Annotated in this window: 9 protein-coding genes and 1 pseudogene; 7 read left to right on the top strand and 3 right to left on the bottom strand. The window is 56.2% G+C overall.

All coding sequences use genetic code 11. From position 1 onward, the window contains the following. Positions 1-11 precede the first annotated feature (11 nt). The 7 genes and pseudogenes from CFBP4996_RS26085 (at position 12) to CFBP4996_RS26055 (ending at position 10638) form a co-directional block, all read left to right on the top strand. On the top strand, positions 12-1751 hold the full coding sequence (locus CFBP4996_RS26085; RefSeq protein ID WP_080855543.1) for a hydantoinase B/oxoprolinase family protein: 1740 nt from the start codon (positions 12-14) through the stop codon (positions 1749-1751). A gap of 62 nt (positions 1752-1813) precedes the next feature. Further along, positions 1814-3382: an ABC transporter substrate-binding protein gene (locus tag CFBP4996_RS26080; RefSeq protein ID WP_080855450.1), complete on the top strand. Its 1569-nt coding sequence runs from the start codon at positions 1814-1816 to the stop codon at positions 3380-3382. Between the two features lie 25 nt (positions 3383-3407). Continuing rightward, a complete protein-coding gene (locus tag CFBP4996_RS26075; protein WP_162936177.1) occupies positions 3408-4361 on the top strand; it encodes an ABC transporter permease in 954 nt (317 codons plus the stop codon). Next, positions 4358-5176: pseudogene (locus tag CFBP4996_RS26070) on the top strand (ABC transporter permease); the annotation flags it as partial. The gene CFBP4996_RS26075 and the pseudogene CFBP4996_RS26070, both read left to right, overlap by 4 nt. A 78-nt stretch (positions 5177-5254) precedes the next feature. Next, complete coding sequence (locus tag CFBP4996_RS26065; protein WP_424243868.1) at positions 5255-7099, top strand: ABC transporter ATP-binding protein; 1845 nt, start codon at positions 5255-5257, stop codon at positions 7097-7099. Further along, positions 7099-8658 (top strand): hypothetical protein, encoded by a 1560-nt coding sequence (locus CFBP4996_RS26060; RefSeq protein WP_137396086.1) that lies wholly within the window; start codon positions 7099-7101, stop codon positions 8656-8658. Before CFBP4996_RS26065 ends, CFBP4996_RS26060 begins: the two co-directional genes overlap by 1 nt. Positions 8659-9081: 423 nt before the next feature. Then, positions 9082-10638: an ABC transporter substrate-binding protein gene (locus tag CFBP4996_RS26055; RefSeq protein ID WP_080855448.1), complete on the top strand. Its 1557-nt coding sequence runs from the start codon at positions 9082-9084 to the stop codon at positions 10636-10638. A gap of 158 nt (positions 10639-10796) precedes the next feature. Here the strand turns inward: CFBP4996_RS26055 and CFBP4996_RS26050 are convergent, their stop codons facing one another. The 3 genes from CFBP4996_RS26050 to CFBP4996_RS26040 all read right to left on the bottom strand — a co-directional run bounded on the left by CFBP4996_RS26050 (position 10797) and on the right by CFBP4996_RS26040 (position 14906). Then, entirely contained in the window at positions 10797-11711 is a 915-nt protein-coding gene (locus tag CFBP4996_RS26050; protein ID WP_080855447.1) for a LysR substrate-binding domain-containing protein, read from the bottom strand. Between the two features lie 27 nt (positions 11712-11738). Next, positions 11739-12665 (bottom strand): LysR family transcriptional regulator, encoded by a 927-nt coding sequence (locus CFBP4996_RS26045; RefSeq protein WP_279511365.1) that lies wholly within the window; start codon positions 12663-12665, stop codon positions 11739-11741. Positions 12666-12926: 261 nt separating this feature from the next. Beyond that, the gene (locus tag CFBP4996_RS26040) at positions 12927-14906 is read right to left on the bottom strand and encodes a hydantoinase B/oxoprolinase family protein (protein WP_080855445.1); all 1980 of its coding nucleotides are present in this window, start codon (positions 14904-14906) and stop codon (positions 12927-12929) included. Between the last annotated feature and the right edge of the window lie 2 nt (positions 14907-14908).

Raw genomic sequence — 14908 nt, 5'->3', positions numbered from 1 at the left:
GGCGGATGCTCATGACTTCGGCTCTTCACACTTCGGTTCCAGCACGCAAATTCGATGCGATCGCAATGGAGATTTTCACCAACCGCCTGCTCTCCATCACGGAGAACATGGCGATCAATATGATGAGAGCGTCGTTCTCGACGCAGATCAAGGAGCGTCGTGACTTTTCAGTCGGTCTCTTTGACGCGCGTGGCCGCCTTCTCGCCCAAGGCACCCATATTCCGCTACATCTCGGTTCGCTGATGGGAAGCATGCAGGCCGTCCTGGAGGCCTGCCCGGTCTCCGAGATGGTCGAAGGCGACGCTTTCATATGCAATGATCCCTATCTCGCGGGCGGGACCCATCTTCCTGACATTTCTGTCGTCACTCCGATTTTCATCGAAGGCGAAGTCAAGGCGTTCGCGGCCAATATCGGTCATCACTCGGACGTCGGTGGCGCCGTTCCTGGATCGACCTCCGCGAAATCGGCAACAATTTTCGCGGAAGGCATCCGGATCCCGGCAATGCGGGTCGTCCGGGGAGGAGCGGTCGATCACGGTCTCATTCGTCTCATCGCCGCAAATTCCCGCCTGCCCGAGGAGCGCCAGCTCGACCTCAACGTTCAAATCGCCGTCAATCTGAAGGGTGGCGCTGCGGCGAGAACCCTGTTCGTGAAGATGGGGCTGGATGAAGTGGACCGCGCCATCGACGATGTCCTCGACTACACCAACCGGCGCCTGCGTCGCCGCATCTCCGATCTGAAGCACGGTCGCTACACCTTCTCAACTCAGCTCGACGACGATGGAAACGGCGGCGATCCCGTACCGATCAAGGTAACCGTCACGGTTTCGGATGATCAACTTCACTTCGACCTCGATGGCACGGGACCACAGGCCCGTGGGGCGCTGAACGTCTCCACCAGTGCGCTTCGCGCCACGGTTTACTACTGCGTCAAGGCGCTTCTGGATCCGGAATTAATGCCGAACAGCGGCATGTTCGAAGCGATCACGATTGAGGCTCCGGCCGGATCGATCGCCAACCCCATACATCCAGCCGCCTGCGGGGCACGGTCGATCACCTGTCAGAAGATCGCCGGCGCCGTGTTCGGAGCTTTCCGCGGGCTTCTGCCGGAAAACAAGATTATCGCTTCCGGCAACGACGTCCTTCCGTCCATTAATTTTTCAGGGGGGCGAAGCGGAAGCAACAATCTCTATGTTTGCGGCGAGGCGCTTGGCGGCGGTGGGGGTGCAAGAGCCGATCGCGACGGGATGGACGGAGCACATGTCCATGTAACCAACAGCCTGAATATTCCGACGGAAGCGCTCGAGAACGAGTTCCCGCTTCTGGTCGAGGAATATGGCCTTGTAGAGGATTCCGGTGGTGCCGGGCGTCATCGCGGTGGATTGGGGATTGCCCGCCAGATCCGGGTCTTCCAGGACGGCACGATCTTTTCGGCACGGTCCGACAGCCACAAAAAAGGGGCCGAAGGCGCTCTGGGTGGCCTGGAAGGCGGACGAGGTACATTGAAGCGAAATCCCGGCCGGGAGAGCCAGGAGATCCTTCCCTCCAAAGTCGCCCATGTCGTGCTGCAAGCCGGCGATAGCATGCGCCTTGAAACCCCAGGCGGTGGCGGATTTGGTGCGCCATCCGAACGCCCGACAGCAGATCTGGCCCGGGATATTCGCGACGGCGTCGTCTCGGAAAGTTCGGCCGTTCGTGATTACGGACGTGAAAAAACCGACGAGGCCCTGCGCAGTTTGCAAAGCGTTTGATGAACGTCGGCCTTGTCGCCGGCGCCGAATGAGAAACCAACACAATAACAAGGAGTGGAACAATGTCACATGCCCTCTATGACCTGAACGGGAGATTTCTTTCAAACCGGCGCAGCTTTCTGCTCGGCAGTGGCGCCGTCGGCGCAGGCCTGCTTGCACCGGGGCTTTTTGCTCATACTGCACGAGCCGCAACGCCCGGAACCGTGACTTACGCCCTTTCGGCCTATCCGCCGAACATCAGGCCTTTCGAGCATTCAGGTGCCGCGTCCCGGACCGTGAAAATGCTTCTATTTCGCGGGCTCGTCACGTTCAACAGTGAGGGGAAAATTCAGCCCGAACTCGCCGAGAGTTGGGAGCTGACCGACCCTCGCACCTATGTTTTCAAGCTCCGCGCCAATGCGACTTTCCAGAACGGACAACTGGTCACCGCGGAAGACGTTAAGGCCTCGTTCGATGCTATCCGCGCCGAAAAATCGACGGCCTATCTTCGCCAGTATTTTCAGGAGATCGAGGCAATCGATGTGGTCGACCCTAAAACGGTCCGCATCACACTGAAACGTCCAACTCCGTCCTTCACCGCGGTTCTCGCCAGTCCCCACGCGCCGGTCGTTTTCTCCAAGCAGATGGACAAGGCGGACACCATGATTGGCGCCGGTCCTTACAAACTTGAGAGTTCCGAGAAGGGTGTGTCTCTTACGTTCAAGGCGCGAACCGACTTCTACAAGCCAGGCCTTCCAAAGACTGAGAACCTTCGCTTCGTCGTCTACGCGGATGACAGTTTGCGCGTAGCCGCTCTTGAAGCCGGTGACGTCGATATTATTGAGTATGTGCCCGCCCAGAGCATGAAGAGTCTGTCCGAAAAGCCGGGAATGCAGATGCAATCCGCGCTCGGTCTCTTCATGTATGTCGTGTTCAACCTCAAACAGGGACCGTTCACCAATCCCTTGGTTCGCCGCGCGGTCGCCCATGCGATCAACCGAGAGGACCTGGTGAAGGGAGCTTTTCTCGGTTTCGGCAAAGCCCTTGACGGCGTCCCGCTTCCGGAGGGCTCTCCCTACAGGAGCCAGGAGCTCGATCACCTGTGGCCATATGACCCGGATCGTGCCAAGGCACTTCTTAAGGAAGCCGGCGCAGAAAACCTCCAGGCAACGCTTCTCGCAACGAGTACCTACAGCTTCCACAAGGACCCGGCCGAGATTATCCAGGCGCAGCTTTCGGCCATCGGCATGAACATCAAGCTCAGCCTTCCGGAATGGGGCGTGCGTGTCAGCCAGGGTAACGAGGGACGCTATCATTTCGCCATCAATGGTGGAGCATCGGAGCTCGGCGACCCCGACGAATTGTCGTCGCTTCTCGGCTCGGGCGCAGACTCCTATCGCCGGTCCGTGGGCCTTTCCGATCCTAAACTGGACGACCTTCTCCTGCGCGGCCGTTACGAGGCGGATCAGGGCAAACGCGTCGAGATCTACCGCGATCTGCAGCGTGCCGTTCAGGAAATTACGCCTGTTACATTCCTCAACTACCGCTCGCAGGCTTATGCCCTGCATGACGGCGTGAAGGATTTCAAGAGTCTGCCTGACTTCCTGATCAACCAGTCAGGAATCGCATTCGACGAAGTCTATATTGGGTGAGCACGCGCTCAGGAGGTAGAGCGCAATGCTCAGTTACATCGTAAGAAGGATCGCGGTGGCGGCCGTGATGATTTTTCTCGTCGCCACTTCGGTCTTCATGATCCTGCATGTGGTCCCCGGTGATCCGGTCGAGGTCATGCTGTCTTCGGACGGCATGGCACCTGATCCGCAGGCTGTGACCGAGATGCGTTCGCGTCTCGGTCTCGACCAGCCACTGCATCGGCAATACATCAACTATCTGTCGAGGCTTGCCCAGGGCGACCTCGGCAGGAGCTTTCAGGACGATGAGGATGTCCTGAGCAATATTGCCCAGCGGTTGCCGAGAACACTCGAATTGATCGGCATGGCGACGCTCCTTTCGCTGCTGGTCGGCATTCCGCTAGGCGTGCTCGCCGCAAGAAAGCGCGGAGCATGGATTGACCGCATCCTCGGCGGGGCCACAAGCGTGGCGCTTTCAATCCCGACATTCGTGCTTGGGACAGTATTCGTGCTTGTTTTCGCCTTGATGCTGCGCCTCGTTCCCGCTGGCGGATTTGTACCGTTCAGCGTATCGCCACGTGCTCACCTGATCCTCTTGCTGATGCCCTCGGCCGCGATTGCCGTCGGCTTCTCCGCAGTCATCATCCGCATGACTCGATCGACTGTGCTCGACGTTCTTCAGCAAGACTGGGTTCGTACGGCACGCGCCAAGGGACTGCAAGAGAGGCGGGTCCTGCGCCGGCATGTGGTGCGCAATGCGCTCGGTCCCGTCCTGACTGTAACCGGCTTGCAAATGGGTACGATGCTCGGAGGCACCGTTCTCGTCGAGTACATTTTCAACTGGCCCGGCATGAGTGGTTTCCTCGTAAGGGCGGTTGAGAGCCGTGATTATCCTGAGGTCCAGGGCATCGTTCTGGTGACGGCATCGCTGTTCATCCTGCTCAACCTGATCGTGGATGTTCTCTACTCCCTTCTCGACCCGCAGGTGCGCAAATCATGAATAGTTTCTCCTCCATCTGGCGCAGCGCCAAATTTCGTCACCTAGCACTGCCATCAATCGCCCTTTGTCTGCTGCTGCTCATCGCTATCCTGGCACCCGTTATCGCCCCTTCCGATCCGCTCGCGATGGATATTAGCGGCCGTCTCGGTGCGCCTTCGGCGAGCCACTGGCTCGGTCAGGACGAATTCGGCCGAGATGTGCTGAGCCGGCTTCTCTACGGTGCTCGTGTATCGCTGAGCGTCGCAATCGCGACCGGCGTGGTGGCGGCCCTGATAGGGATTGCAGCCGGTATGGTTGGTGGTTACTTCGGCGGGCTGGCCGAAGTCCTGACGGTTCGCGTTGCGGAGTTCATGTTGGCGTTTCCGCCGATCCTGCTGGCGCTCCTCGTCATCGCCTTCACCGGCCCTGGCACGCTAACCCTCATCGCAACCCTTGCCGTCTTTTATGCGCCGGAATTTGCACGTATCGCCTATGGTGAGGTGCGCTCGGTCAAGGAGAAGGAATACGTCGAGGCAATGCGGTCACTGGGTGCAGGACCGTTGCGCATCATGCGAAAGACGATCCTTCCGAACATCGCCGCCCCCTTGTTTGTGCAATTCTCGCTGGTGGTCGCATCCGCGATCGTGGTTGAATCGGGCCTCAGCTTCCTTGGACTTGGTATCGTACCACCGACCCCATCCTGGGGCTTGATGATCCGGGGCGCGCGAAGCTATCTTGAGCTCAACCCGATGGGACTTGTCTGGCCCTGCCTGGCGCTCGTCGTCACGATCTTCATTGTCAACGCCCTGTGCGACGCAATACGCGACGTATTCGACCCACGCACGACGAAGCTTAAGCCATTTCCCGATAAGGTGGCCACCGAGAGCTCCAGTTCCAAATATGCTGCGGAGCTTCTGCCTTCAGACGTTCAACTTTCCGTTGACGGCTTGAGGACAGAGTTCGCAACGCCGACTGGCACCTTTGCAGCGGTCAATGGCATATCGTTCGACCTGAACCGGGGAGAGACGTTGGCGGTTGTCGGTGAATCCGGCTCCGGCAAATCGGTGACCAGCCTGTCGATTATGGGGCTGCTTCCCCAGAAGGTCGCTCGCATTGCAGGCGGCAAGATCAGCTTTGCCGGCAGTTCCGGTAAGGTTCATGACCTCGCGCGCGTGTCCGGGGAGACTGCCCGCTCGCTGCGCGGCGGCGACATGGCAATGATCTTTCAGGAGCCTATGACGAGCCTGAACCCGGTTTACAAGATCGGAGACCAGATCGCGGAGGCTGTTCTGGCGCATCGTGACTGTTCGCGTAACGAAGCGCGAAAGATCGCGCTCGAGATGTTGCGCAAGGTCCATATTTCTGATCCAGAACGACGCCTGGACCAGTATCCGTTCGAACTGTCCGGCGGAATGCGCCAGCGCGTGATGATCGCTATGGCACTCGCTTGCAAACCGAAGCTACTGATCGCCGACGAGCCGACAACGGCGCTCGATGTGACAATCCAGGCGCAGATCCTTGAACTTATCAAGGAGTTGCAGAAGGAAGAGGACATGTCCATCCTCTTCATCACTCACGATATGGGTGTGGTCGCTGAAGTCGCCGACCGCACCGTGGTGATGTACAAGGGTGAGGCGGTGGAAGCCGGGCTCACGGCGGATATCTTCGCACAACCAAAACATCCCTACACGCGCGCGCTGCTCTCGGCAGTGCCAAGGCTCGGCTCGATGGAGGGAAAAAATCGCCCGATGCGTTTCCCGATCGTCGATCGCGTCACAGGTCAATCAGACGCCCCGGTCGAAGTTCCGGACACAGTTCAGGACAATAAGCGCGCCGTACTGGAAGTGAAGGGTCTCACAACGCGCTTTGATATTCGCGGCGGCGTGTTTTCTTCGGTCAAAGGCCGCGTGCATGCCGTCGAGAATGTCTCCTTCGACGTCAAAGCCGGCGAGACACTCGCGCTGGTCGGGGAATCCGGTTGTGGCAAATCGACGACCGGCCGGTCTATCCTACGCCTTGTCGAGCCCCGTTCCGGCTCCGTCATGCTGGACGGTGTGGACGTATTGAAGCTCAATGCGACAGAGTTGCTCGAGCAGCGCAAGCGCATGCAGATGATCTTCCAGGATCCGTTCGGCAGCCTCAATCCGCGGCAAAACGTTGGATCCGCCATTGCCGATCCGCTCATCATCAACAGGCTGGCGACGCGCATCGAAGCCCGCGACAAGGTCGCGGATCTGCTCGAACGCGTGGGACTACAGCCTGACATGGCGACCCGCTTCCCGCATGAGTTCTCAGGCGGCCAGCGTCAGCGCATCTGCATCGCCCGGGCGCTCGCTCTCGAACCCCGGTTGATCGTCGCCGATGAAGCGGTCTCAGCGCTTGATGTGTCGGTCAAGGCGCAGGTGGTCAATCTGATGCTCGACCTGCAGGCGCAAATGGGCCTCGCCTATCTCTTCATCAGCCATGATATGGCCGTAGTCGAGCGCGTCAGCCACCGGATTGCCGTCATGTATCTCGGAGAGATCGTTGAGATCGGACCGCGTGCGGCGATCTTCCAGAACCCGCAGCATCCCTATACCAAACGGCTGCTCGCGGCCGTACCGATCGCCGATCCGGCAAGGCGCCTGCAAAAGCGCTCGATCTCCAATGCGGACCTCCGCAGCCCTGTTAGACCGGCAGACTTCGTGCCGCCCGTGCGGGAGTACCGAGAGATTTCGACTGGTCATTTTGTGATGAATTGGGACAATGGGGAATGGTGATGGCGTCATCCGATGGAGCCGGTGAAGTCATCGTCAACGCAGGAACGCCGAAACCCGATTGCAGGGTTCGGGTAAACTTCGATGTAAATAGAGAGCTACCCGGCTATCTGACGGAAGTAAGTGGAGGTCTATTTTCTTATCCATTTATGCCGACGCCGAGTTTGATACCCAAGGGGTACAAGGGGGATTTCTATGTTGAGGAATTCACCGACGACAAGATTCGCTCTCAATGGGAGGCGTGCCGCATCGACGCCAAACGATCTGATCATATTATGCGGCGGGCAAAAGCAATTGTCGGATTTCAGAACCGGAAGACCGGCAGCGTCAATCCAGTTGGCAAAGTTTCTTTGGACGGCCACATTGATCTTGAGGATGTAAGACGGCCGCGATTTTTTGGCGAAGCGCCTTACAATGAACCCATCGCCAATTTCGAACAAGCGACATCGGTCGTGGAGTTCTCTGTACCTCGCGATGCCTATGAGCGCGAGTTCCTTGATCTCCATACCGAGATAAAGCTGCGAGGTTGGTACTTACGGGGAGAAGGCGTCGAAGATGCTGAAAGTTCTAAAATAAAATCGCTCGTCATTTTCAACAATGGCGCTTTCAGCGAGACAACTGCTATCGACGATCCCGCCTCTAATCCGCTTGTGCGAAATATAGTTACAAGAAACTACGAAGTTCCTCCATTGGACACGCTCACTGAGTGCTCCGGGCTCCGCCACTGGCGTAGATGCGTTAGCGATATGATATCAGCAGGGTTCGACGTGCTTGTGACTGACAGGCGTGGTGAAGGCATATCAGGTGGCCGAAGCGCTTCGAACACCTGCGAGCAGGCCAACGATATTTTCCGCATGTTGGAGCAGTTGAACAGCGGTGCGGGTCTCCGCATCATGACACCTACCGGCCAACTTGCAGAGGGACATGACGCAGCAACTCGATTGATGAATGGAGCCTCGATTTACGAGATACCGATCATAGTTGTGGGTTTTTCCAGGGGCTCTCAAACCGCACAGTGGTTTATGCATAAAAACTTCGTTGAAAACTGTAACTTCGATGGAGGAATCACCACGCGTGCTCCGGCGGTTGGTCTAAGCAACGTCAAAGGAGCGATCCTCTTTGGTTCTAATCCAGGATCGCTTGGATACCGTGCCGTGGAGAACGATGAACATCTCATTGAGGCCGCACTGCGCGCTGAATACAGCACGTCACGCGCCACAGATAGTGATGTGCTCGCCAACATCGATAAATGGCCTGCCGCTCAATTTGTCCGGGGCACTTGGGATATCGCGGAAGGCTTGGAAGGTACGTTAGACGCTTATCGCCGAGTGAATGGCATGAAAGACATCAGCGTTTTTCTGGGGCCTCATAGTTTGAGATCGGCAGATTGTAGGACTTTAGCATATATCACAGAAAGATTTGTTGCGTTCGCACGCGCAGCTATTTCTAACGATGAGCGAAAGCTTAAAACCCTTGTCCCAAGCGATTTACGAGAGCTTGTTCTTTCAGCTCCGCATTTCTGGGAAAAAACGACCGATCTTACTAATTTCACCAAGATTTGAGGCAGGGTATCAGATGGCACAGCCCATCCTGCTCTTCTCTTGCCTTCATATCAAATGTATATGGATCTATGGATCTCGAGTACCGGCATATACTCGGTTTCCGCGCGCTAGCAATAATGTGCTACGGCCTTTGGCAGCCCTGAACTGGTAATTTCACTTCACCACGACTCCTTGCCGCAGCCGAAAGCGATGAACTCGCTTCCGCAGCTTTCGGCGCCCGCGGCGAGGTAGTGTGCCGTGGGACCAGCTTTGCCTGATTGCAGTTCTTTATTTTAAATTACTTCCGGTATCGACTTAGCGCCGCACGCATAACTTAGCGGAATACACCACATGTCCTTTGGAATTGGACTCATCAGACTATCAGCCGCAGATTTGGTCATCAGAAAATAGGGGCACTTCAACGGTACCGCGCCAGGGGAGAAGATGATGCCAAGTTCTCATGATGATTGGAAGACGAGCCGGCGCAATATTATGCGTGCAGCCGCCGCACTCGGAGCAGGATTTTTTTGTCGAACCGCTTTCGCCGACGAGAGTAACACCGGCATCGCTGAAACCTTTAGGTATGGCCTGTCAGCCTATCCCCCTGAGCTTCGTCCTTTTGAGGATACTGGCGCTGCAGGCCGCGCGGTCAAGTCACTCATGTTCCGGGGTTTGTTGAGCTTTGATGAACGGGGCTCACTTCAATCCGAGCTGGCCGAGGCCTGGGTTCTAACCGATCCTCGAACATACATCTTTCGCCTACGACCGAATGCTCTATTTCAGAATGGAGCACCCGTTACCGCCAATGATGTCAAATATTCCATCGACGCAATTCGAGCTAAGAATTCGGTAGCCGCTCTCCGCGAACAGTTTCAAGACATAGAATCGGTAGAAATCGTAGACACAAAGACCGTGAAGCTGGTTCTAAAGCAGCCAACTCCATCATTCCTTGGCCTCTTGGCAGCACCTCCGTCGGCAATCGTATTCGCCGGTCAGAGCGACGATCCAAACAAGATGGTGGGAGCCGGCCCTTACCTATTAGAGAGTTTTGAAAAAGGAGCGTCGCTCACGCTTAAAGCGCGAGCGGATTTTTACAAAGCCGGTCTTCCCAAGTCTAAAGTTATAAATTTTATCGTATATGCGGATGATAGTCTGCGTGTTGCGGCCCTTCAGGCGGGCGATGTCGATATTATCGAGTACGTCCCATTTCAAAGTATGCAAACCCTTGCTGATACTCCCGGCATCTCACTCCAATCGTCATTCGGACTATTCATGTCCTTGCAGTTCAATCTGGCGCAAGGGCCGTTTACAAACCCGCTTGTACGCCGCGCAGTGGCACATGCCATAAAGCGAGACGATATCGTTGCGGCGGCATTTTATGGACAGGGCAAGTCGCTGTACGGGCTACCAATGCCCTTGGGTTCACCCTTTGACACCGATGATCTCGCGCACCTGTGGCCTTACGATCCACCGTTGGCAAAGCGCCTGCTTCAGGAAGCGGGCGCTGAGAATGTGGCCGCAACTTTGCTTTCGACTAGCACGTACGGTTTTCACAAGGACACTGCTGAGATTATCCAACAGCATCTCGCCACTGTGGGCTTGAATATAAAGCTGGCTTTACCTGAATGGGGTGTCCGTATGAGCCAAGCGAAAGAAGGGAGATACCATTTGCTCGTTAATGGAAGTCGTTCCTTGTCGGACCCCGACGAACTGAGCGGTTTTCTCGCATCAAACGCCCCCGGCGGATCTTATGGACATAAAGATCCGGAAATAGACGCGCTACTTTCCCGTGGACGGCACGAAGCCGACTTGCCGACGCGCATAGGCATTTACAAGGAACTCCAGCGGATAGTGGCTGAAAAGACACCAATTGCATTTCTAAACTATCGAAGACAAGCTTACGCTGTACGTCAAAATTTAAAAGGCTTCAAAGCGCTCCCGGATCATCTCGTCAATCTATCCGGGTACGCTCTGGAACGGGCTTACCTGGAAAAAGGCTGATATCGACGATAAACGGTGGAGGCAGTTTGAGTCGGGCCAGTTTTGGATTTTTACAGGTGAAATCTGTGCATTGGCAGCGACCCAACTTGGTATCGCTAATCAACTCAGCCGCAAGACTATTCGAGGATGGACATTGATTTGAGCGTTTGCAATTTCAATTAACCATCGACGATTTCCGAGAACAGGCGCGCTGTCGCGTGGCGCGCTTGGGAGATGAAGGCGTCAACCAGTCTGACATCCCGAGCTTCACGTGACCGACTTAGCACCATTCCATATGAGATTACTGGGCGGAACGGTCGCGTTGTGACGCGGCCTCTTACCGGATGCGCGAGCAACGGATGCACGATCGAAATACCTCGACCAGCGGCAACAAACTCGCATACTGTCGGTGCTGTCCCAGCCTCCACGACCACGTCTACGCGGATACCATGCCCATCAAGGGTTGATTCCACCAACTGGCGCGTCTGGCTTTCAGGAGCGAAGGAAATGAACCTTTCTCCGTTGATATCCGACGGTGTGATTTCTGTCTTTTCGGACAGGCGGTGCCCTAGAGGCAGTACGCAGGCCATGGGACTATCGAGCAAAGGGCTGGACGTCAGGTTCGGGTTATCAAAGCGCTCACTTATAATCCCGATGTCAATCTGGCGGGTGGCCACCCAGTCAGCGATGTACCTAGAAGCGCCATCCTTGATAATTACGTAGGTCTCGGGATATGCCAGAAGAAAGTCAGCCACGACCCGCTGAATGAATTGACCCGAGAGACCAGGCATGACGCCGATCGTCAATCGTCCCTGTTCCTCTCTCCTGATAGTCTCGGCCGCGCGCTCTACTTGCCTTACACCGGCAAAAATGCGTTGCACCTCGTCATAAAATCGCATGCCCTGTTTGTTCGGCAGCAGCTTTCCACGTTGCCTGTCGAACAGGCTCAGGCCGACATCATCTTCGAGATGAGTAAGCAGCTTGCTGGCAGCAGGCTGTGATATTCCCATGAGTTCGGCTGCACGGCTCACGGAGCCGCATTCGATCGTGGCCTTGAATGCTTCAATTTGCCGTAGATTAATCTGTCGGACCATTCCTGTTGCCTGCCAATTCGTTGAGATTTAGGAGGGCCGCGCAACGAGTTCCGCATATTCCACAAATGGTAATATTCCCGGCATGGGATTGTCCGCACGCCACGCTATCCCGATGGAGATTTCCTGGCCGAGATCGTCCACGGGCCGCAGAACAACGTCGCGGCCGACAATTGCCTCGATCCATTCGGGGAGGAAGGTGATCCCAAGTCCTGCAGCCGCCAATGCCAGGGCGGCTGTCGTATTCGACACCCTGATGCCGGGATCCGGAACTATGCCCGCTTCGATGATCTGGTCGTGAATCGACTTGAAACTGGAAAGCTCAAAACGGTCGAGAGTGAAGACGTCATGCCCGACAAAATCGGAAAGCATGAGAGTTGAGCGGCTCGCAAGAGGCGATTGTTTTGGGATGACGGCGACAAAACGGTCCGAGATGAGAGGTCGGTAGCGAATAACATTGCCATTACTCGGCGGCCTCATGATTCCGACATCGTACTCGCCGCGCTCAAGAGCGCGTAGTATCTCGGAGGAATCAAATATCCTGACGTCAAGCCGCGTCTTTGGGAAACGTTTTCGGAAACGCCGCAGAATTAGGGGAAGTAGTCGGTGCACCGCTGGATCAATGGCGCCGATCTTGAGTTGCTCTCCACCCGGATACATGTCTCCAGCGGCCAGTTTCGAAAGAAGCACCGCTTCGTCGAGCTTCGTCAGAGCTTCGCGAGCGAGTGGCAGAAACGTCTCACCGGAAGGCGTGAGCTCCACGCTTCGGGTTGAACGAATGAAAAGCTGAACACCAAAATGTGACTCCAGCTTCCTAATCTGCTGACTAAGCGTGGGCTGCGTCATGTTCAGGCGCTTCGCGCCGCGGCCGAAATGCAACTCCTCGGCCAGCACGATAAAACACTTCATGCTCCACAGTTCGAGTGACTGGCTCATATCCCGATGATAATTCTCCATTTTTCGCCACTTATCAGAAGACGCGCTGTCACACACTGCACTGGCATTTAAAGACGAAGGCCGTCCTGAGCCTTCCACGAGACAGCGTTTCGCCATAGCTGTCAAAGTCGAAGTTTTAGGGCGCATATTCGCCAGAGTTATAGTTTTCGACAGGGGACATGCTGAGTGCTATATGCAGGGACTAACAGAAAGGGTTCACAGCAGCCTGTGAACCCTTGTCGTGCAGAGCGGAGCGGTTTAAGTCGACGCCGGGCAGAATTATCAAGAAGCAAGAACCCGGTTACCCCCAAGCCGTATGGCCTCTTCCCGAACCACGTTCTGTAGTATGTCGTCGTTCACCGGCGTGCCGGCCTTCATCATCCTCTTATGAACATTGCCGACAAGTTGACTGCGGATCCGCAGTTCGAACTTAAGCGCCATCGCTGCAAGTTTGCGCCGCGCCGCCATGGACCAAACGTGATCCTGGCGCTCACGTTCCGCGCAGAAATTGAAGGCGGGAAGATTGCGTTCTCCACGTTCCTTCCTGTTTGCTTCAGTTTTCTTTTTGTCGACATGTCCCTCGTCATCGAAAGCGACCGCGTATACTTCAGCCGCTCTTTCAGGCGACAACATGCCGTTCTCGATCTCCCTGGAGATCGCATCAAGATCGCGTTCCATCGGGTTTCCGAATCCGCCCCCGGTCGGGCTTGTGATCCTGACCACATCGCCCTGTCCCATCTCCAGGACAGAAATTTTTCCGATCGATCGCTCGTCAGCGCGGCCCGGATTTACGATGGTCTTCCCAAGAAGCCCCTGTTCGCCACCCCGAAAGCCCCAAGGCGCAAAAACGAAGCGGTTCATGTTGCGAACGGTCATAACCGCGCGGTTGGCGGTGTTCTCCATCTCCATTTCAAGTGCAGCGCCGCTTGCGAAGCGACCTGCGCGTCTGCTGTCGGGAACGATACGGATTGCCCGCATGATCATCGAGGTTTCAACTTCGATCACTTCAGACGGAACCATGCGCTGCGAGTAGCGCACCTCGGTCCCGTCAACGCCATCGCTGATCCTGCGACCACCGCCGCCGCCATGAATCGTATTGATGACATTGACCCGGTCGCGACCGGTCCGAGGGTCGGGAGCGGACACCACAATGACACCTGCCATACCGGCGCCCGCAGCTCCGACCCCTTCAGGGAGCGCCTGATTGAGGCACCCCATGATAATATCGTAGGCCCGAGTCGCCGATGCTGCACGTGAACCGCCCGAGGCGGGGAACACTGCGTTGAGAACTGTACCGCGCGGTGCATGGGCGTGGATGGCACGCAGGATGCCGGAATTACGAGGCGTGAGCGGATCCATCGTAAGGATGAAGGTGATCAGGCACTGCACCACATAGGGGTGTGTCGTGGCGCCGGTGACAAGATTGTACGCGGCCGCAAGTTGGGGATCAGTTCCGGTGAAATCGACATCCAGTTCACCGTCTCGCACCGTCAGCGTAACGCTGAAGTAAGCGAGTTGTCCCTCGTTGATCCCCTCCAGGTAGTCAGCAAAGCTATAGACACCTTCCGGAATTTTCCGAATCACCGCGCGGGCTTTTGTTTCGGAATATCCGATGACGTCACGCATGCCCTCTTCGACCATATCGCGACCGTAGCGGTCGCAGAGTTCGTTGATACGTCGATCCATGCTTTTCAGGCCTGAGATCATGGCCTGGATGTCCCCCCAAAGCTCTGCCGGGATACGGCTGTTGTCTTCGAAGATGGACTTGATGGTCTTATTGAGCACCCCTTCCTCGTAAAGCTTTGTCGGCCTTACCCGGAGGCCTTCCTGAAAAACCTCCGTGAATGCAGGAGAAATACTGCCGGGTACGGCGCCGCCGATATCCGATGCGTGAACGAAGGACCAGCCGACTGCAATCAGTTTGTCCTCGCGAAAAATCGGATATAGCAGCGTGACGTCCATCAGATGCGTGACAAGACCATCCGTACTGAAGGGGTCGTTGGTGATGACGATATCCCCGGGTTTCAGGTTTTCGCGACCGATGGCGTCAAGAGTCGGACGAAGAGGCGAGCCTATGAAAACATTCACCCCCGACATCATGGGATAGGCGAACATATCCCCATCCGGGGTGGCGAGAGCGCATTGATAGTCCTGAACCAGCTTCACAAAAGTCGTGTGAGCGGTGCGGTAGACCGCAGCTGAGGCCTCTTCGACAATTGCATTGAAACGATTGCTCATAATGGCAGTTCGAACAGCGTCCATGA

Source organism: Agrobacterium leguminum, from assembly GCF_005144435.2.
In the GTDB taxonomy this organism is placed as follows: Bacteria; Pseudomonadota; Alphaproteobacteria; order Rhizobiales; family Rhizobiaceae; genus Agrobacterium; species Agrobacterium leguminum.
The sequence above is the reverse complement of the archived record's forward strand: the minus strand, read 5'-3'. Positions and strand labels throughout refer to the sequence as shown.